A 20080-nucleotide genomic window follows, 5' to 3' on the forward strand; every position below is an offset into this window, starting at 1 on the left:
TTTATTTATGTCGTAACCGAATTGGGTACATTATAACGTGATCTGACACAAAATTCGATAGCGAGTTGGAGCTGGCATATATCTTGAACTAAGGTTACCCCAGTCTGATCAAAACCGCAGATTTATCGTCAGACAATTTAAATCGTGGATAGGTAATACATTCCGGATCGCTTTGTTCCAACGCCACCAGCCAATCGGCATACTCTTTCAGTCCCCGCGACTTAATATTGCGGAACAAAATTTCCTCGGAGGTCCGTCTGCCCCCATTCACCAATTTTTCTGGATAATAGAGTCCGTCGGTATGCAGCAGCAGCTCCTCAAGCTGAATCCGGTTAATCTTGCCGTACTCAATAAAATCCTCCGCGTCCAAACGTCCATTCAGAACGGAGTAGCCTCTGGCCGTATTCATTTTTTCTTTATTCTTGAGAATGCGAGGCTTCACCAACTCCCATAACTGATCCTTCGACTGGACTCCGGCCAGGACGGCCTGTTCCCAGATTAGCTTGGATTCATAATCAATATGCGCCACATGGTCCCGTGTCACCATGCGCACAGACCCGTCAGCATAGGCACCCATAATCATGCAGTCGCCTGATTGAGCATATTCGATATAATGGTCAGTAATCCGGATCACTGCAATTCCCGCCGTCCATAACTGATCCTTGGAATCGGTCGGTATGTCGTGCGCCTGCATTTCCACTCCCAATATGCGATTGGCCTCACGGGTCAACTGCTCCAGATTACGCTTTTCTTCCGGTGAAATCTGCTCAAAATATCGCTTTAACAACTGCGAGGCAATCCGTCCGCCAGTCTCCCCCTCTGAGCCTCGAAACGGCACCAACGAAGTGGCACCGTCTATAACGCCGTATATCTGCAGCTGATCGTTGATAATAAGCGCATCCTCGTTCCAGATACCGCTCCCCTGTATCGACAAATTTTGCACTTTCATCATGTTTTCATATCCCTCCCACGGAGCTCCCCCGCATATGATCTCGTTCTCCAATCTCTGTATGACAGATCAGGGAAGAAGGGGCAGCAGATCGGCCGCCTTCTGCTTCAGATCCGGTCTACGCTCTATCTCCAAGGCTTTCAGTGTTTCATCGATTCGGTTCCAACGTCTGTAATCGTCAGACATTGGTGCAATCCCGTCATCATTCCCGACCAGCCGTAACAACATGTTATAACGGGTCCCCTCCGCTGTTTGCCGCGCCAGCGAGTCCAGGCTGTCTTGACGGACCGGCATATAGCCTGTCGCATCCAGCAAAGTGTCCTGTATATACGGGGAAGCGATGTGGTTAACAAGCTCCTGCGCCAGTTCTCTGTTGCCTCCCCCGGCAAGCACGGCGAAAGCGCTAAAGCCCGGCGAGACCCCTTGGTCCACTGCTCCCGGCAGAGGAACTACGCCATAATTGAACTTGCCTGCAATATACTTATCCATCCACTGCATATGTTGCGAGCTTGATACCAGAAGCAGAATCTGTCCGTCCATGAATTCACTCAGAGCCAGTCGGTGCTCCAGAGGAAACATCACACCGGAATCAAACACCAGCCTGTTCCATGCCCCCAGAAGTTCAAGCAGCCGCTCTCCCCTCTCCTCTTCTGCCGGATGGCCCCACATATTCAAAAAAACAAAGGCCAAATTCTCATCCACCGCCATTACCTGCTTCCACTTGATGGACGCATTGCGATGGTTCAGACCTCTCACCCAGCCTGAAATCTCTTCATTTAATTGCTCAAGATCCGCAAATTCCAGTTCTCTCTGAAAACTTGCGTTCCGAAGCTTGTCTTGATTATAGTAAAGTACCGGAATCGATGCACCGGCAGGCATCGCCCACAGCTTACCTTGAAACGTGAACGCATTGCGGGCTGAAGCCGTTAGGTCCGTTGTCTCACCTGGCAGTTTGATGGGCACGAGCGCCCCGTCTTCTGCCCATTCCGCCAGACCGTAGGCATTGTTCAATTCCGCAATTTGCGGAGCACGTCCTGCAGAGATGGCAGCTGACAATTCCGAATGCAGCGCCTCATACGATTGGAAGGTGCGCACATTCATCTCCACTTCATGATAACGAGCCTGCAAGGACTTAAGTATCGGTTCCCATTCACTGCTGTAAATCCAGCATTCCATTCGCTCTATTTCCTTGATCCTCTGCTCCGGCGGATGCCCGAGCCGCCGGAAATAAGTCGAGTAAACGACCAGACTTCCGGCAATAATCAGTACAAAGACAATCCAGATCAGCCCATTCTTGCTCCAAATCCGATTTTTCCGCTCCAGCATGCACCCCTCCTTTTTTTACATTATAAAAGGAAGCAATATTGAAGGAGAACTACCAAATCGAGCATCGCAAGCATAAGTTACAAGGACAACCCCTTGCTGCCCGACAACTTGTTCGCAATCAGCAGCGATATAAGCGTAGTCACCGTAAGAATAGAGGCAAGTGCGGCGCCGGTGCCGTAATTGGAGGTAAAAACCTCACTGTAGATCGTGACGGATATGGTCGCCGTTGCTCCATAATACAGAACAAGCGTGGAGCTTAATTCATTAATCGTTGTAATCCAGCTGAGGATGGCTCCGGATATAACGCCTGGCGCCATCAGCCGGCCCGTCGTTTTGAAGAAAGTTTTCATCGGCGGCTCGCCAAGGCTGATCGAAGCCTCTTCCACGCTTCGGTCCAGCTGGTGAAGAACCGCCGTACTCGACCTGATCGTGTACGGGATTTTTCGTATCACGTAGGCAATGACAAGGATGATCCATGTTCCGGTCAGCACTATCGGCGGCTTGTTAAAGGCAATGATCAGACTTATACCAAGCACGGTGCCCGGCATGATATAGGGAATCATAATGATGCCGTCGATAAAAGCCGTGAATTTGGACCTTCGCCGCACGAGAATATAAGCGATGAGCATGCCCGCAATAACCATGACGATGATGGACAACACAGAGTAAGAGTACGTATTCATGATCGCTTTGGGCACACGGAAGAACACTTCTTTATAGCTGTCTAGACTGAATCCGCTATGGAACACCGGTCCCTTTTTCGCAAGGAAGGAGGTCACAAGCACGGTCAGCTGGGGCATAATGGATATACAGGCTGGAATAAATGCCAGCACGGTCAACAGAACCTTCGGCATCCGCTTCAGCTTCTTCACCGTCGGCGTTCGCATGCCGGTCATGGAATAATTTTTGCGGGATACAAAATACCGCTGACCAAACAAAACGGCCGTTGAGAAAAAGATCATGACCACACTCAGCGTGCTGGCCATTGCGGGATTGCCGCCCATCTCACTGATAAATTGCTCGTAGGCCAGAATCGGCAGCACTTTATAGCCCTGCCCAAGCAGCATTGGCGTGCCGAAATCGGCAAATGAAGCCATAAATACCATCAGTGCCCCTGCCGACAGCGTAGGAAATATGAGCGGCAGCGTCACGGTTCGCAAACGATTCCATGCTGTCATTCCCAGACTCTCGGATGCTTCTTCCAACGAAGTATCGATCGTCTTGAGTGCACCGGATACATACAGGAAAATATGAGGGTAGAATTGCAGGGCAAATACGATGACAATCCCGTGCCAGCCGTAGATGGAAGGAATATCAATCCCCAACTCCCGGATGAGCCTCGTAACAAAGCCGTTATTGCCCATCAATAAAATCCATGAATACGCTCCGATAAATGGCGGAGATAGCAGAGACATAATCACCATCATCTGCATCAAGCCTTTGCATTTGATGTCGTATCTTGTTGCGATGTAGGCTAGCGGGGTGCCGATCAGAATTGCCAGCACGGTTGCCAACGCGGATACAAGAAAGCTGTTCAGCAGAGCCTGATGGTAATACTTGAGCTGAAAGAAATCCAGGTAGTTCTGCAGGGTTATGCTCCCGTCCTTGCCGATAAAGCTGTTTAACAGCAGGGACACCAGCGGGTAAATAATGAACACCAGCATGAAGATATACACACATACGGTTACAAACGTCCAGAAATCCCATCTTCTGAGCAGCAGACGCTGTCCAACGGTCGGAGACCCGACGGGCTTAAGCTTCGCCTGCACGATAGATCACCTCCAGGCCAACGCTGTCATACATAACGGACCGTTGAAGCTGAAAATCCAGAAACAACCGTTGCTTCTCCTGAAACAGACTTAGGGTTTTGCCCGGATAATCATGTACATCGATAAAGGTCCCGTCCTCAAGCTTCATTAAGTAACTCACCTTATCGCCCAAGAAGCTGACAGCTTGAACGATTCCTTCAAAGGCAAAAGTGGGACTTGGTTCCGCGCTGATCTGCACCCGCTCGGGACGAATTGAAAAAATCACTTTGCCTGAATAAGATTGTTTGATTGGCAGCTGCGTCTCTTTGCCGAGCAATCGTATTGTTCCGATCCCGTCGTCACCGCCCGATTCAGACGTGCAGGTTCCTTCCAGAAAGTTGGAAGTACCGATAAAATTGGCCACGAACTGATTCCGGGGGTATTGATAGATGTCCCTCGGGGAAGCGATCTGCTGGATGACTCCCTCGCTCAGTACTGCGATCCGGTCCGAAACGGCGAGCGCCTCTTCCTGGTCATGCGTCACATAAATAGTGGTGATATTAAGCTCCTTTTGCAATTGACGGATATCGGTCCGCATTTTCACCCGGAGCTTGGCATCCAAATTGGACAGCGGCTCGTCCATTAGCAGCAGTGCGGGACGGATGACAATTGCTCTTGCCAGAGCAATCCGCTGCTGCTGTCCCCCGCTCATGTTACCGGGTATCCTGTCTCGGAGATCGGCCAGCTCCACCATCTCCAGCGCTTCCATCACCCGGCTCTCGATGTCCCGTTTCGAAATTTTCCGGGCGCGAAGCCCGTAGGCCACATTGTCAAACACACTCAAATGGGGGAAGATCGCGTAATTCTGAAACACCATCCCGATATTGCGCTCATGGGTAGGCACGTCATTAATGACTCGGCTGCCAAAGTAGATATCCCCTTCCTCTTGTTTATAGAAGCCGGCAATCGTTCGGAGAAGAGTGGTTTTCCCACAGCCGCTCGGTCCCAGCAGGGTAAAAAACTCCCCTTCGTTTATTGAAAAATGCGCATCATTAACCGCCTTGTTCTCTCCAAAGTATTTTGTAACATGATCGAATACCACTTGACTCATGAATGCCTCCATATCCGAGAGGACGACTGCCCACGGATCAACCAGCCATCCCCCCACCTTTGTGCTCTATTCCTTGCCCATCATAATATCGTTGAATCTACTGATAACGGCTTCTTTGTTATCTGAAGCCCAGCTAAAGTCGTAATCAACCAGTTCGATGTCCGCAGTCTGAGGCAAGCCTTCCACCGGTTCTACATCATCTCGAACCGAGCGGCGCTTAAATTCCTTTTGCACCAGTTCCTGCACATCCTTGCTGACAATAAAATCAATAAACTGCTTCGCTTCATCCGGATTTTTGGTTCCTTTGATGATTGCAGCCCCATCAGGTACAGCCGAAGTGCCTTCGCTCGGATAAATAATGCCGATCTGCGAGCCGCCTTCCATGTACCGCAGTGCAGCATCTTCCAGTGTGATGCCGAGAGCAAACTCACCGTCAGGTACGGCGCGTTGGACCAGACTGGAACCCGACAAAATTTTGCCGTCCATATTGGCCACAAGTTTCTTGACATACTCCCACCCCTGCTCGTCGTCCTTACCAAAAGCCGTCAGCATGGTCACCAATTGCGTATAGGAGGAGCCCGACTTGCCTGGATCGGCAAATGCAATCTGCCCCTTCCACTTGGGATCCAGCAGATCCTCCCAAGATGCAGGCAGCTCATCCTCGGATACCAGCTCTTTGTTGTAAGTGATTACCATCGGGAGAGCGTTAAACGGTGTCCAATAGTTGGACGGATCCAGATAGCCCGGGAAAATATCCCCCTTCTCGTTTGTTTGATACGGCTCGAAATATTCGCTAAATGATGCCAAGGAATCGGCTCCTCCTGCCCAAAAAATATCCCCGAGCGGATTGCTTGCCTCAGCCTGCACACGCTTCAGCAATTCCCCTGTACCGCCGGAGATCAGATCGACGGATATACCTGTCCGATCCTGAAACTCTTTGATAATCGGGTTGTTGATTTCGGCTGCATTCGGCGAATAAATGGTCAGCTTTCCCGTACCCGCGCTGGAATTCGAATTGGAATTCGAGGAATCAGACTCCCCCTTGCCTTCGGTCGCAGGAGCACCACAAGCTGTAATAACACCTAACAAAATAATCACACTAGCGATTGCGGTAAGCCATCTTTTCACCATTTTTTTGTATCCCCCTTTATTTTTGTGTTATTTTCCCTTCCACGAATTTACTATACCTGTCAGGCTTCCACCTCTCAACGAGACAAAATTGCATAAATGTTTAATTTTTTGCTTAATTGCGTGAATCTAAGCGTTTAAAAAAGAAGGCCTTTAGCTTTCAAAGGCCTTCTTCGTCCAATTTTCTTACACAAATATTACATTCCATGTGATTCCAGCATTCTTTTACGATATTCCGTCGGCGTTTCCCCAGTATATTTACGAAAAATTTGACTGAAATAACGGGAATCCTGATACCCCACGGCAAGCGAAACCTCATAAATCCTCACATTCTCGTCCCCCAGCAATCTCTTTGCCTGCTCCATTCTTAACCGGGTTAAATATTCTATAAAGCTTACACCAAGCCGTTTGCGGAACAGACGGCTGAAATGCGCCTCGCTCAAGTGAAACCGGGCAGCCAGCTGTTGCAGGCTGATATCTTCGTTAAAATTATGTTGGACATACGCCTCTACTTGCCGGAACCCTTCGGCAAAATGCACGGCAGCATTATCCAGATGTTCGATGTCACCGTATACGGACACCCCGCTCTGTTTACTTGCTGCTCTATGCCTGACAACCTCTAACGCTTCCTGATATGCTCGGTCCAGCTGCTCAAGCCCCCCATATGAGAGACTTACCCCGACATAGACCAGCGCTTTGCCAAATCCGGTGACGGTTTCCTTCAACATGCCCACTGCCCCTTCTTCATCGGGAATAATGCACGCTCTTTGCAGTTCATCTATCATAATCAAGGGACCGTAAATGTGGGCATACAACCGTTCCTTTATATGCAGCCACCGCTCATGCCGCCGCTCCTCGCCTTCTTCCTCCATCTGTACCACGGCAACCCGTATCTTCTGTAAGCCAGCAGTCTCCTCCAGCCATTCCTTCAGCATCTCCAAGGAGGACGTATCCGTGATTCCGAGCATGCTGTCATGAATCAGCTTCTGAACAACGAGTGATTCCCTGTCCCTTTTCCAACTCTGCAGCTGCTCCATCACGCTCGCATGCTGCCTCGTCCGGACAAGCTCCTTACATACCTTGTCAATTGCCTTTACCAACGTATCGGGATCTGTCGGCTTTAACACAAAATCGGAAGCTTTGAGTTTGATCGCCTGCTGGGCATAAACAAAGTCATCAAATCCGGTAAGAAAAATCACCTTCAGCTCTGGACAGAACTCCTGGGCGGACCATGCCAACTCAAGACCATCCATGCCGGGCATTCGAATGTCAGAGATGAGAATATCCGGTTGAAACGCCTGAATTTGCTGCACAGCCTGTTCTCCGTCCGCCGCTTCACCGACCAGAACACAATTCAGTGCCTCCCAATTGATCGTCTGCTTCAATCCTTCGCGGATCATCCATTCATCATCGGCAATCAGAATTTTAAACATCGCTTACCGCCTCCCGTATAATCGGTATACTTAGACTGACCTTCGTCCCTTGACCCGGCAAGCTATCAATATGCAGAACGTAGGCATGTCCAAAATGCAGTTCCAGCCTCCGCAAGAGATTATGAAGTCCGATTCCGGTCGTGCTGGTCTCCTCACCGGAAACGTACTCTCCCCGCAGGATGCGCTGCAGTTTATCCGGAGCTATCCCGAGTCCGTTATCCTCCACCACGAACTGCACCCGCTCTCCCGCCAATCGGCCGGAGATAAGCAGACTACCCTGACCGGCTTTCATCTCGAGTCCATGGTTGATCGCATTCTCCACCAGCGGCTGAATTAGCAATTTGGGGATGCATAAATCCAGAATGCCTTCATCGATCTCCACCGAAATCGTAATTTTATCCCGATAACGAATTTCTTGGATTGTCAGATAATTGCGAATTTGCTGCATATCCTCACGAATGGGGATAACGGTATTTCCTCGCCGGATGCTGAAGCGCAGCAGGCTGCCCAGCGAAACCGCGATGCTGCTGATCACCTCGATCCTGTGAATCCGCGCCATCCAATTAATGGAATCCAGCGCATTGTACAAAAAATGGGGGGTGAACTGGGCATGAATCGCTTTGATCTCCGCCTCCTGCACCTTTAGCTGCTTCTCGTACACCTGGTTAATCAATTCCTTGATCCTCTGAAGCATCCGGTTAAAGCTTCCGCCCAGATGACCAACCTCATCCCGGTACTTCGAATCGAAGGTGACCTCAAGGTCTCCCTTCTCAACCTGCCTCATTAGTCGACGCAGCTTGTGGAGCGGTCGGGTAATGTAATCGGACAGCAAGAAGGCCGTGCAGTAAGAGATCAACACTCCGAATATGACAATGAATATCGTGAAATTGCGAATGCTGGCGCTCTCACCGGTTAAAGCGCTTACAGGAACCACATTGATCAATTTAAAACCATGGGTATCGGATGTATCATAAATGACCATATGTTCAATATCCTGTTCCATTATTCGGAAGAATCCCTTTCTTTCTTGCAGAATGGTGGAAAGGTAAGGTTTCTCGAGGCGCGTGCCGACCTCCAGTTTGGAGAGATGGCTGGAAATGATATATCCTTTGTCATCCAAAAGATACACTTCTCCCCCGTCATACCGGTAAGCCCTTTCATATTTATCCGCGAGGGCAGGCTCCATAATGTCCACGATGAAATACCCCAGCGGTTTGCCGGTATCAATCTGCTTAAGCAATCGGCCAGAGCTGAGGACCGTCCCGTAATCCTCGAATTTTTTCAAGGAATAATGGCTATCCCAGACCACATCGCCACCTGCCAGCCTTGCTTTACGAAAAAGCCCCCAATCCGCGTTATAACGTAGATAGGAGCTTGGTATAAATTTTCCCGTAAAGTAACGGTCTCCGTTCTCTCCGAGCACATACAGCTGGATATCCCATGATTTAAAACCGAGGAAGCTGTTCAAAATGGCAGCGACCGTCTGCTGGTCGCGGTATTTCTCTTCCACGCTTCGAGCAGCCGGCTTGGACAGAATCTCCTGAATGTCTTTGTTGCTGTACAGATACATGGACAGCTGTTCAATATCTTCGACGAAGTAATTAAGGCTGTAGTTGATTTGAGATAGGTTTTCCAGAATGATTTCATTGGCTTTGGTCTGGATTTCACTAGAGGCTTTACGAATGGAGAAAATACCTAACACTGCGAGAGGGATGACCGCAATCAAAAGAAACAGCAGCATCAGCTTAGTCTTTAGTTCCATGGCATGCAAACGATCCATCCAATAGTTCATGACTGGCTCACCCATTTTCACTCGAATTTCAGATTAATATAGCATAAAATGTCGGATGCACCAATCCTCTGGCACCTATATACTGATTTCTCTCAGAGATGATCCCTGATTCTGCAGCTTTACCGTTTACGAATGACATGCCCGTTAAATCGGATAAGCTCTATGCCTTCAGCCAATAAAAATACACCCCTAAGAATTTAAATCGGTTAAACCCAAGGTTTAATCCAATCTCCATTCCAAGGGGTGTACTTCAACCCTCATACGGATGTCGTCTAGCGAGGCAAAACTTTAGATCAATGCTTTGTACTCCAGCGGAGATACCCGGCCATAAGAAGCTTTTGCCCCTTGGATCGGTGCCGCCCAGGCCACGGCATTCGTAATTACCTGCTGAATTTCAGGTTGATGATAGGTCGGAAATGCTTCATGTCCCGGTCTAAAATAGAACAGCTTGCCGCGTCCGCGCTTGTAACAGCAGCCACTGCGGAATACCTCGCCACCTTCGAACCAGGAGACAAACACCAGTTCATCCGGTGCCGGGATCTCAAAGCGCTCACCGTACATTTCTTCCTGCGGAACCTCGATATATTCTCCAAGTCCGCTAACGATCGGATGGCTGGGATCGATGACCCATAACCGCTCCTTCTCACCGTCATCGCGCCATTTCAGTGCGCCTGTATTCGTGCCGAGAAGGCGCTGGAAGATCTTCGAGCCGTGACCGGAATGCAGCACGATGATCCCCATGCCGTCCAGTACGCGCTGGCGCACTTTTTCCACGATATCATCCCGCACTTCGCCGTGAGCCACATGCCCCCACCAGATCAGAACATCCGTTGAAGCGAGCACCTCATCCGTCAAGCCGTGTTCCGGATCATCCAGTACGGCGGTGCGTACAACGAACTGTGCATCCTTTCCCAGAAAATCAGCAATCGTACGGTGGATGCCTTCAGGGTAAATCTTAGCGATTTGTTCATTATGTCTCTCGTGCCGGTATTCATTCCATACCGTTACATTGATATTAGCCAAGGGTAGTGGCCTCCTTTAATATTGAAATAAAGCGACCTCTTATACATTCATCCCAAGTATAGGCTGTGTTACAATGAACGGGAATGTGTGAAAGTTACTCTTTTTGTACAAAAACGACTTCGCGTTTTTTTGGGAGAGAGGGTGGAATTCGTGCTATCGATGAACGCTGACTATGTGCCAAGGATCAAACTGATGGGGTTTGTCTCCTACAAGAACCCCTGGATTCATTTCAAGCGGAACACACACGAGTATATTCTGTATTTCGTGAAGAGCGGCGAGCTTCATATGCGGGAGAACGGCGTTTCACATGTGCTCAAGAAAGGCGACTTACTGGTCCTTGAACCGCATCTGGACCACGAGGGAACACAGAAACGTCCCTGTGACTACTACTATATTCATTTTGAACACCCCGATATTCATCAAGCCCCCGAGCGGCCCTTGTCCTTGTTAGCCAAGCAATGGATCATGGGGGAGAACCAAACGGCAGGCAAAGATGACAGCAGGCAGCTATATTTCCCCAAGACCTGCACGCTAACCCAGAAAAAAAGCCTTCATCACATGTACCATGCCCTCGGCGAAATGCTGCAGCTGTACAGACGGAAGCACTTTAACCGCAGTTTGACCGCGCTCAAATTCATGGAAATGCTGATCGAGCTGTCCCGTGAGAGCCTGTTCGATGAGCTGGAGAAGAACAGCCCGCACACCAAGTCTTATATGAAGGTGCATGCGCTGCTCGACTACATCCATGAACATTACGCCGAGAAAATCATCAGCTCGGAGATCGAGCAGCGATTCGAATGCAACTATGATTACATCAATCGAGTGTTCGTCAAGCTTACCGGCCATACGATCATGCGCTATGTGAATCAGGTTCGAATCAATCATGCCAAGGAGTTAATCGAGGCCACCCACCTCAGCTTTGGGGAGATTGGTTATCTGACCGGCCTGGAGGATCCGTTCTATTTCAGCAAGGTGTTCAAAAAATATGTCGGTATGTCCCCCAATCAATACTATAAGCAGGTCCGCGAGAAGGAATAAGGTGAGGTGTACTCGCGGCTAAGCTCACGGTATAAAAGTCGCCCTATTGTGGATAGATCCACTGCAAGCGTAACGGCTACCCTCCGGTTTTGGGGATAACCGGTCTCCTCCCACCAGTGAATGGGGAGTTATGCTTGCACTTCTCCACATTTGTTCACAAACGCTGGATAACTACCATGAAATATATGATCGAAATTCGATTTGTGCAGAATGAACGGGGATAATGTTTATAACTCTGTGTATAACGAAGCCATTCATAATGTTATACACAGTCCTTCCGGTGTGAAGTAAGCGTCCTTAGTTTGAATTATCCACATACATTGATTTGGATTTTTTTGCACTTGAATCCTAGGGTCAATGGCATATCAAAAAAGCGAAGACAAGGAAGCCTCCTCCCTGTCTTCGCCTAATGTAAGGTGCCGCCCAGACGCGATAAACGTTGCTATAAAACAACGGCTTTATATAAAATTTCGGACGTTTCCCTTCTGTAATCCCTCTTTATTTGCGCCCGTAATCAGCCTTAATCTCGCCCCAGCTCTTCGTTTGCCATTTCAGCACCTTGTTCTCATATGTATTGGTTCGAAGCCAGTGCTCGGCCCGGTCCACCAGATCCCAGATCTCTTGGGTTGACGCGTCGCGCGGAAGCGTGGTGGCCACCTTTTTCTGCTTCAGCCATTTGAGTGCATTCATGGAATCGCTGTACACCGTTTTGGTGCTGCCCATTTTCTTCAGGTAAGCCAGCGCGTGGACGATGGCCAGAAACTCGCCGAGATTGTTCGTTCCCTTCGAAATCGGTCCGCACGAGAACAGAATATCTCCCGTCTGCGTATCCACGCCTTTATACTCGACAGGTCCAGGGTTTCCTCGCGTCCCCACATCTACGGAGATGCTGTCATAATCGATCTCGCCCGGTTCTTCAGCGGCTGATGCGCTGATGTGCTTGTAGCTCTTGGAGCCTGAACTGCCGGGCTTGCTTCCGGACTGCTGCCCCCAGTAATTTTTATAACCTGCCGCATAAGCCTGTTCCGCTTCGCTTCGGGATTCGAACGCCTTGAACTTCGCACCTGTAAACTGATTGACTTGCTGTTGGCATTCGCCCCAGCTTGTATAAATTCCGGGCACTTTACCTACCCAGACTACATAATATTTTTGCTTCGCCATCATAAACCTCCATTCCGAACTAACCTCTCTAGCGTACTATATCACATCCTCCGAAACCAACAAAAAAAGCGCCATCGTCTCCGATCCGCTTTCTGTGCTTAATCTTATTCAATTGTTCCTGTTTCGTCGGCTTCACTCTCACATGCTGTGACAGCGAACTGTAATCTTCGTTGGTCTTTCTCATCGAGACGGCTGACCATGTTCCGGCACGTTCCGCTTTGCGGAGCGATTTTTGCGTTTTGGTACGGGCCATGAGGCTCACACTCCTTGTATTATGGGATTTCCTATATTGTACGGCAAAATGAGTGGGAATGGAACAACAGCCGGTCAGGTTCCGGCCAATCCGCATGAACGAATTATCGCCTGCAGTATATTCATAAAACCTATGATATAATACGGAATCATTGGAGAATAGGTCCCAAACAGACAGGAGGAGTTGAACCGATATGAAACTGGAGCGGCTCATATCCATGATTTACATGCTGCTGAACAACGAGATCCTGTCCGCGTCTGCCCTGGCAGAGAAATATAACGTATCCCAAAGAACCATATACCGCGACATCGATGCGATCTGCGCAGCCGGCATTCCGGTTGTATCGTTTCAAGGGGTGAACGGCGGGTATGGCATTATGGAGCAATACAAGATGGACAAAAGCTTGCTCGGCTCCTACGATGTCAGCGCCCTGATCACCATCCTGCACAGCATGTCAACGGTGTTTGAGGATGAACGGGCCATGGATACCATTCAGCGTCTGCAGACCATAGACCGTTCCGGCAACTCCGCATCGCAGGGATTGTCCATGGATATCGGGAGCTGGCGCTCTTACAACGAAAGCCTCCGTCTCCTTCGCCGCGCCATTACTGACAAGCATGTGATCTCATTTCAATACATAAGCGCCAAGAATGAACGCATTCGCCGTAAAGTCGAACCTCTGCGACTCATGTATAAATTCGGATCCTGGTATTTGTACGGCTTCTGCAGAACCAGAGCCGATTACCGCGAATTCCGGATTTCGAGAATGTCGGAGCTGTCCCCATCCGCCGAGCCCTTTCAACACCAGCATTCAGAGGAGCACACGCACGGGCCCCATCTTCAAGAGCAGAATCCGTTCCACCGAGGGGAGCAGCACAGCTGGGAACCTTCATCCGATGCAATAGAAGTTATCCTTCACGTATCCCCCCGGGCCTTGGCCAAAGCAATGGATCAATTCTATGATGTGCAGCGGGAATTTCATGATGACGGCTCGCTCCGTCTCACGTTCAAGGTCGAACATCCGGATTCCTGGTGGTTCTGGTCTACCCTGCTGAGCTTTGGCGAGGATATCGAGATCATTGAGCCCGCTGACTTAAGGACGCGCATGCAATCCAAATTAGAAAAAATGCTGAAGGTTTACGCATAAGTATGACAGTCCGCTGTCATACTTTTTTATTTACAATGTTCCCAAGAAAGCAAAAACGAAGAAGCCAAAGGGGACGATCACGATGAACTATCCTGTCAAAATGTATGAGTACCATGTATGGGCCAACCAAGCGATATTCAACCGCCTCCTGGAGCTGCCGGGCGAATTGTACAATCGGAAAATAACGAGCATTTTCCCAACCGTATCCGAAGCGATGATTCACATCTACACGGCGGATCTCGGATGGATGAACATTTTATCCGGAATGGACATGAACCATGCTTTAACGGAGGCCTTCCAGCTCCGAGACGAGCTTGAGTCCATTTCACTGGAGGACCTAAACCTCCGGTTTATCGAGCTGTCAGAGCGATTCACGGCTTTTCTCAGCCAAAACCCTGACCTGGAACGGATCATCCGATTGGATAATCCTTATGCCGGGATCCGGGATACCCGCCTGTCCGAGATTATGCTTCATGTCGTGAACCACGGCACGTACCATCGTGGAAATATTGCCGCCATGATGCGCCAGCTCGGAAGCTCCTCCGCGATGACCGACTACGCTTTTTTTTGGTACCAGAATGAGCAGGAGTTGGTTCTTACCTGAATGACTCGAAGCATAGCGGCAATCGCGCCTTGCCCCTGATCCGGAAATCCCATATCGGGTATCAGGCCGGCAAATACCGCACCCCAAAAAGCCTGCTCCAGAACCGGGTTCCAAAGCAGGCCTTCCTATTACATGTGTTCTACAATTTCAATTTGCGTCCTTCCGTCAATCGTACCCAGAAGCCACCTTTGAAACTTTTCGGTTCATGGGAGATAATGAACGCCTGCGGCGACATTTTGGATAGTGACTCCATCAACCGCCGCTCGTTCTTCCGTTTCACGAGCACTTGAAGCACGAGCCGTTTGCCATCCTTGCCGTCCGCTTCCCAGGCGGTCACGCCATATCCCTTCTCCCGCAGGTTCATCGCCAGATTCGTCTCAACGGAATTAACGATAACCTGTACCACGATGTATCCGAGTGCCAAATATTCCTCGATCCGACTGCCGGCATATACGCCAAGGCCGAAGCCCAGGCAATAGGCCGCCATATTAAAAGGATTGTCCAGATTTTGCAGGACGAGATTGAGGCCGAGCAGGTAGACGAATACCTCCAGCATGGCCAGAAGGGAGGCGATCCCCCTTCTGCCTTTGATCATCAGAATCAGCCGCAGCGAAAAGATCGAGACATAGACTACGTTGATGCCGATGATGGAACCGATAAGTGTCAGCGAGATCATTGAGAATCACGAGTGGCGATATACTCCGGTCTTGGCTTCTGGCCCGAATACGGCTGCTTGACCTTGTTCTCCACGCTGTTATAAACCATGAAAATATTGCTGCGCGGCATCGGCGTAATGTTACTGTTCGAACCGTGCATAATGTTGCAGTCAAAAATCACGATTGAGCCCGCTTTGCCAACCGGCGTGTCGATACCGCCTTTCTTCACCATGCGTGTCAGGCTGTCATGATCCGGAACACCGTACTCCTGCTTGCGCAGGGAATCCTTGAAGTGATCCTCCGGCGTTTGGCCGATGCAGGCCACGAATTCCTTATGCGACCCCGGCACAACCATAAGCGGTCCGTTATAAGGGTAGTTATCCTCCAGGGCAATGGAGCAGCTCAACGCTCTCATGCGTGGCATGCCATCCTCGACATGCCACGTTTCGAAATCGGAGTGCCAATAGAACTCCTTCCCCGTAAAGCCCGGCTTGTAATTAATTCGGGATTGATGGATATACGTCTCGCCTCCCAAGAGGTATTCCATAATCGCCAGGAGTCTCGGATGCTGGGATAGTTTCTTGAACACTTCATGGCTCTCATGCACCGCGAATACCGACCGCACTTCGTTCCCCCCCGGCTCCCGGATCACTTCATCCTTGTCCGCTTCACTTGCCGTTATCTGCAAACTCCGGGCTTCCGCCTGATATTTCGACAGCTCCTCTCGACCAAAGAAGTCTTCCAGGAATAAATATCCGTTGCGCTCATAGAAGTCGGATTGCTCCTGCGTTAACGCTGCATCCGGACTCCATTCGGAATGAACGACAGGATCCTGTCTCTTTAGGATTCGGGGCTCCGCATGCACTCTTGAAGGATAAACGTCCAGTTCTTTTTCCTGAAGGGCCGACACATGATTATTACTCATCGCATATCATCTCCTTAGTCTGAAATTGGGGCGAGCAGCGGGTAGGTTCCTTCCTCATCGTGAACTTCAGCACCGGTAAGCGGCGGATTGAATACGCAGACCATCCGCATCTGCGAACGGGCTCTCAAATAATGCTTCTCATGACCGTCCAGCGCATACATCATCCCTGGGGATATCGGGTAGGTTTCACCCCCGATAACCTCGATCTCCCCCTCCCCTTCGATGCAGTACACGGCTTCGACGTGGTTTTTGTACCAGATCAGCGTCTCCGTTCCGGCCTTGATGAGGGTATCATTGAGAGAGAAACCCATGCCGTCCTTGGTGAGCAGCAGCCTTCTCGAATTCCATGTCTTGGTATCGATATCGTCCTTGGTATCCACGATCTCTTCCAAATGTTTAACAATCATGACAACCTCTCCTCTGCAGCTAATTGTTTCATACTGTTCTCAAATATCCCCAATCCCTGTGTCAATGTGTTCATTTCAATCGTCAGCGGCGGCATCAGCTTTGCCACTTCGCTGTGCGGACCCGACGTTTCCATAATCAATCCTTGCTCGAAAGCGATCTCGGACAGTCTGCTTGCAAGCTCCGGCTTATCAAAAGCAACCCCCTGAATCATGCCTCTGCCGCGAATATCGCCGACGAGCTTAGGGTAATCCTTCACAACGCCTTCCAATGATTGGCGAATCCGATTCTCCCTAATGCCGATATCGAGCTGAAAATCTTTCGTTTTCCAATAATTCAGCGCTTCGGCCGCGGCCACGAATCCGAGATTATTGCCCCGGAAGGTACCATTGTGCTCCCCCGGCTCCCATATATCGATCTCCGGCTTGATCAGCGTAATCGCCATCGGCAAGCCAAAGCCGCCAATCGATTTCGAGAGACATACGATATCCGGCTCAATGTCGGCATCATCAAAACTAAAGAACGGCCCGGTTCTGCCGCAGCCCATCTGGATATCATCCAAAATAAGCAGCATCCCCTTTTCCTTGCAGATGCGTGTCAGCTTCTGCAGCCATTCCCGGCTGGCGGCGTTTAATCCGCCTTCCCCCTGCACCGCCTCGACGATCACCGCAGCCGGAAGCGGAATGCCGCTTCCCGGATCATCCAGAAGCTTCTCCATATATGCCATCGTATCCACGTCATCGCCAAAGTAACCGTCATAAGGCATAAATACCGAATGGCTCAGATCCACGCCGGCGCCTTGGCGCTTGAAGGAATTGCCGGTAACCGCCAGCGATCCCAGCGACATGCCATGAAAGGCATTCGTGAAGCATAGAACGGTGCTGCGCCCCGTCACTTTGCGGGCGATTTTGAGCGCTGCCTCTACGGCATTCGTTCCGGTCGGACCGGGAAACATCACTTTGTGATCCCACCCGCGCGGCTTCAGGATGACTTCCTGAAATCGGGTCAGAAACGTTTCCTTTGCATCCGTAGCCATATCCAGACTATGCGTGACGCCGTCCCTCAGAATGTAGTCGACCAGTTTCTCGCGAATCTTCTCATTGTTATGTCCGTAATTTAAAGCACCGGCTCCCGCAAAAAAATCAATGTATTCATTGCCCTGCGTATCCCACAGCTTCGCATTCCGGGCCTTGTCGAAAACGGTCTGAAAGCTCCGGCAATAACTTCTTACTTCCGATTCCAGCTTGTTAAACACAGTAAGCTTCGGTTTCTCCATGACTTGGTTGTCCATAGTTCCCTCCATTTGTTTAAATGTCATTGAAAAAGGGGCCAATCACGAATAACGGCTCATCTTCATGAGATGTCCCATCGGGGAACATCTCTGCTCCATAACCTACGGTTACGGTGCTGGGAATGGATTTCTCCTCGGCATAACCGAGAAACAAACGACGGGACGCCATATTGCTCGGCGATACCGTAGCTTCAATATAACGGACGCCATGGCATGCCTTCTGATTCATGAGACCTGTCAGCATCGCCTTGGCAATGCCTTGCCTCCGATGCGAATTAGCAACGGCCACTTGCCATACGAACAGCGTCTCCGGATTACGAGGAGAACGGAAGGCGGAAATAAAACCGATGATATCTCCTTCATGCTCAGCGATCATGCAGGTATCATGGAAGTAATCTCCAAGCAGCATGTAACAATAAGGGGAGTTCAGATCAAGCGATCCGGTGTCGCGTATGAGCTCCCACACCCGGGTGCCATCCCGTGCTTCCGGTCTTCGGTAAACAATTTCGGTTTCGGTATCCACAGCCATTCTATACAATCACCTCTTTCCAGAACTAATTTCCGTTGGAACGGAATCGCTGCAGGAAGCTCTGCAGCCGCTCGCTCTGGGGATTATCGAATATCTCCTCCGGCGTGCCCTGCTCAACGATTCTTCCATCGGCTCCGAATATGACCCGATCCGCGATTTCCTTCGCAAAATCCATCTCATGCGTAATCAGCATCATAGCCATTTCGCCTTCATCCGCGATTTCCCGAATGACCTCCAGCACCTCGCCGACCAGCTCCGGATCAAGAGCCGAGGTGACCTCGTCAAACACCATTACCTTCGGCCGCATGACCAGCGCTCTGGCGATGGCAACCCGCTGCTTCTGCCCCCCGGACAGATTGGACGGATACATCTTCAGCTTGTCGGCCAAACCGACCTTGCTTAGCATGGAGACGGCCCGCTCCTCCGCCTCCTCCTTGGATAAACCCAGCACCTTACGCGGGGCCTCCGTCACATTACGAAGCACATTCATGTGCGGAAACAGATTAAAATGCTGGAAGACCATACCAACGTTGCAGCGCATACGGTGCAAATGCTTTTCGCTGGCCCGAACCAGCCTCCCTTTCTCTTCCATATGCCAGAGCAGCTCGCCATCAACCTCGATGGTTCCTTCGGTGGGTTCTTCCAGCGTCATCAGCATCCGGCCCATCGTCGTTTTGCCCGATCCGCTTGGACCGATCACAGCCACCTTTTCTCCCGGCTGCATCTCCAGATTGATACCCTTAAGCACCTGGAGATCACCAAACGACTTGGTCACGCCCGTATATTTCACAATCGGCTTGGTACCCGCAGCGGTAGCGGGATTGTTCTCCTGCTGCGGCACCTTCGACGCTTCCGCTTGCTCATCGATCACAACGGCATTCAATAGACTCCCTCCTTTATTTTCCACGCTGCAGATTCAAACGTTTTTCCAGCCTTTGCACAAGCAAAGATGCGATATAACTGATGATCAGGAACAGAATCCCGACCAGCGTATACGGCTCAAATGCACGGAACGACTGCGACACGATATTTTTGGCCGTCAGCATCATCTCCACCAGCGTGATGGCGCATAGAATCGGCGTTTCTTTAAACATGACAATTAAATAATTGCCCAGTACCGGAATGATTGGCGGCACCGCTTGCGGCAGTATAATACTTCGCCAGGTTTGGGCTTTCGTGTAATTCAGTGCTGTGGCAGCCTCCCATTGCCCCTTCGGCACTCCCTCGATTCCGGAACGGTACACCTCGGACAGATAGGTGCTGTAATGCAGCCCGAGACCGATGACCCCGGCATAGAAGGCCGGAATGGAAATTCCCGTTAGGAGCGGCAGACTGTAATACAGGAAGAAGACCTGAACCAGCAGCGGTGTATTGCGAATAAATTCAATGATTCCTTTGGTTATAAGCGACAACAGCTTAAATCGGCTCCGCGTCGCAAAGGCAAGCAGCAATCCGATGATTAATGCCACCACGAAAGCGCAGATCGTCACCCATACCGTCATCTTTAACGCACTCAAGAGCTGCGGCAGGATATCCCACACATAGTTCCAGTCCCACATGA

20 protein-coding genes are annotated in these 20080 nt (G+C 50.2%); 3 read left to right on the plus strand and 17 right to left on the minus strand.

Annotated features, from left to right (window positions below; translation table 11 throughout):
* Positions 1-94 precede the first annotated feature (94 nt).
* The 8 genes from AB4124_RS24965 to AB4124_RS25000 form a co-directional block, all read right to left on the minus strand.
* A complete protein-coding gene (locus tag AB4124_RS24965; protein WP_441974528.1) occupies positions 95-952 on the minus strand; it encodes a protein phosphatase 2C domain-containing protein in 858 nt (285 codons plus the stop codon).
* Positions 953-1018: 66 nt separating this feature from the next.
* A complete protein-coding gene (locus AB4124_RS24970; RefSeq protein WP_441974529.1) occupies positions 1019-2275 on the minus strand; it encodes an extracellular solute-binding protein in 1257 nt (418 codons plus the stop codon).
* A 77-nt stretch (positions 2276-2352) separates the two neighbouring features.
* A complete protein-coding gene (locus AB4124_RS24975) occupies positions 2353-4044 on the minus strand; it encodes an ABC transporter permease (protein ID WP_441974530.1) in 1692 nt (563 codons plus the stop codon).
* Positions 4028-5134, minus strand: coding sequence for an ABC transporter ATP-binding protein (locus AB4124_RS24980; RefSeq protein ID WP_215161894.1), 1107 nt, complete (start codon positions 5132-5134; stop codon positions 4028-4030). Before AB4124_RS24980 ends, AB4124_RS24975 begins: the two co-directional genes overlap by 17 nt.
* Positions 5135-5200: 66 nt before the next feature.
* Positions 5201-6265: an ABC transporter substrate-binding protein gene (locus AB4124_RS24985; RefSeq protein WP_076325320.1), complete on the minus strand. Its 1065-nt coding sequence runs from the start codon at positions 6263-6265 to the stop codon at positions 5201-5203.
* A gap of 194 nt (positions 6266-6459) precedes the next feature.
* Complete coding sequence (locus tag AB4124_RS24990; RefSeq protein ID WP_441974531.1) at positions 6460-7695, minus strand: response regulator; 1236 nt, start codon at positions 7693-7695, stop codon at positions 6460-6462.
* Positions 7688-9487 (minus strand): cache domain-containing sensor histidine kinase, encoded by a 1800-nt coding sequence (locus tag AB4124_RS24995; protein ID WP_430200555.1) that lies wholly within the window; start codon positions 9485-9487, stop codon positions 7688-7690. Before AB4124_RS24995 ends, AB4124_RS24990 begins: the two co-directional genes overlap by 8 nt.
* A gap of 288 nt (positions 9488-9775) precedes the next feature.
* Positions 9776-10510, minus strand: coding sequence for a ThuA domain-containing protein (locus tag AB4124_RS25000; protein WP_215161887.1), 735 nt, complete (start codon positions 10508-10510; stop codon positions 9776-9778).
* Between the two features lie 150 nt (positions 10511-10660).
* On the opposite strand from AB4124_RS25000, the gene AB4124_RS25005 reads away from it, so the two are divergent.
* A complete protein-coding gene (locus AB4124_RS25005) occupies positions 10661-11548 on the plus strand; it encodes a helix-turn-helix domain-containing protein (RefSeq protein WP_430182335.1) in 888 nt (295 codons plus the stop codon).
* Positions 11549-12046: 498 nt separating this feature from the next.
* Here AB4124_RS25005 and rnhA read toward each other — a convergent pair whose 3' ends face one another.
* Together rnhA and AB4124_RS25015 are read right to left on the minus strand one after the other, a co-directional pair.
* Entirely contained in the window at positions 12047-12709 is a 663-nt protein-coding gene (gene rnhA / locus AB4124_RS25010; protein WP_441974532.1) for a ribonuclease H, read from the minus strand.
* Positions 12710-12737: 28 nt separating this feature from the next.
* Entirely contained in the window at positions 12738-12962 is a 225-nt protein-coding gene (locus tag AB4124_RS25015; protein WP_076325315.1) for a hypothetical protein, read from the minus strand.
* 193 nt (positions 12963-13155) lie between these two features.
* Between AB4124_RS25015 and AB4124_RS25020 the strand changes: the two genes are divergently transcribed.
* The gene (locus AB4124_RS25020; protein WP_441974533.1) at positions 13156-14109 is read left to right on the plus strand and encodes a helix-turn-helix transcriptional regulator; all 954 of its coding nucleotides are present in this window, start codon (positions 13156-13158) and stop codon (positions 14107-14109) included.
* 82 nt (positions 14110-14191) lie between these two features.
* The gene (locus AB4124_RS25025; RefSeq protein ID WP_441974534.1) at positions 14192-14713 is read left to right on the plus strand and encodes a DinB family protein; all 522 of its coding nucleotides are present in this window, start codon (positions 14192-14194) and stop codon (positions 14711-14713) included.
* A gap of 139 nt (positions 14714-14852) precedes the next feature.
* Here the strand turns inward: AB4124_RS25025 and AB4124_RS25030 are convergent, their stop codons facing one another.
* The 7 genes from AB4124_RS25030 to ehuD are packed head-to-tail and all read right to left on the minus strand — an operon-like array spanning position 14853 to position 20078.
* On the minus strand, positions 14853-15389 hold the full coding sequence (locus tag AB4124_RS25030) for a DUF2179 domain-containing protein (RefSeq protein ID WP_076325312.1): 537 nt from the start codon (positions 15387-15389) through the stop codon (positions 14853-14855).
* Entirely contained in the window at positions 15386-16294 is a 909-nt protein-coding gene (gene thpD / locus AB4124_RS25035; RefSeq protein WP_441974535.1) for an ectoine hydroxylase, read from the minus strand. The genes AB4124_RS25030 and thpD overlap by 4 nt, the downstream gene beginning before the upstream one ends.
* 14 nt (positions 16295-16308) lie before the next feature.
* Positions 16309-16701, minus strand: coding sequence for an ectoine synthase (locus AB4124_RS25040; protein WP_076325310.1), 393 nt, complete (start codon positions 16699-16701; stop codon positions 16309-16311).
* Positions 16698-17990 (minus strand): diaminobutyrate--2-oxoglutarate transaminase, encoded by a 1293-nt coding sequence (gene ectB, locus AB4124_RS25045; RefSeq protein ID WP_441974536.1) that lies wholly within the window; start codon positions 17988-17990, stop codon positions 16698-16700. Before ectB ends, AB4124_RS25040 begins: the two co-directional genes overlap by 4 nt.
* Positions 17991-18006: 16 nt before the next feature.
* Positions 18007-18519, minus strand: coding sequence for a diaminobutyrate acetyltransferase (gene ectA, locus AB4124_RS25050; protein WP_215161873.1), 513 nt, complete (start codon positions 18517-18519; stop codon positions 18007-18009).
* Positions 18520-18544: 25 nt separating this feature from the next.
* The gene (gene ehuA, locus AB4124_RS25055) at positions 18545-19402 is read right to left on the minus strand and encodes an ectoine/hydroxyectoine ABC transporter ATP-binding protein EhuA (protein ID WP_083659798.1); all 858 of its coding nucleotides are present in this window, start codon (positions 19400-19402) and stop codon (positions 18545-18547) included.
* Positions 19403-19415: 13 nt separating this feature from the next.
* The gene (gene ehuD, locus AB4124_RS25060; protein WP_215161867.1) at positions 19416-20078 is read right to left on the minus strand and encodes an ectoine/hydroxyectoine ABC transporter permease subunit EhuD; all 663 of its coding nucleotides are present in this window, start codon (positions 20076-20078) and stop codon (positions 19416-19418) included.
* Positions 20079-20080 lie beyond the last annotated feature (2 nt).

This window comes from Paenibacillus sp. 2KB_20, assembly GCF_052115765.1.
In the GTDB taxonomy this organism is placed as follows: Bacteria; Bacillota; Bacilli; order Paenibacillales; family Paenibacillaceae; genus Paenibacillus_AQ.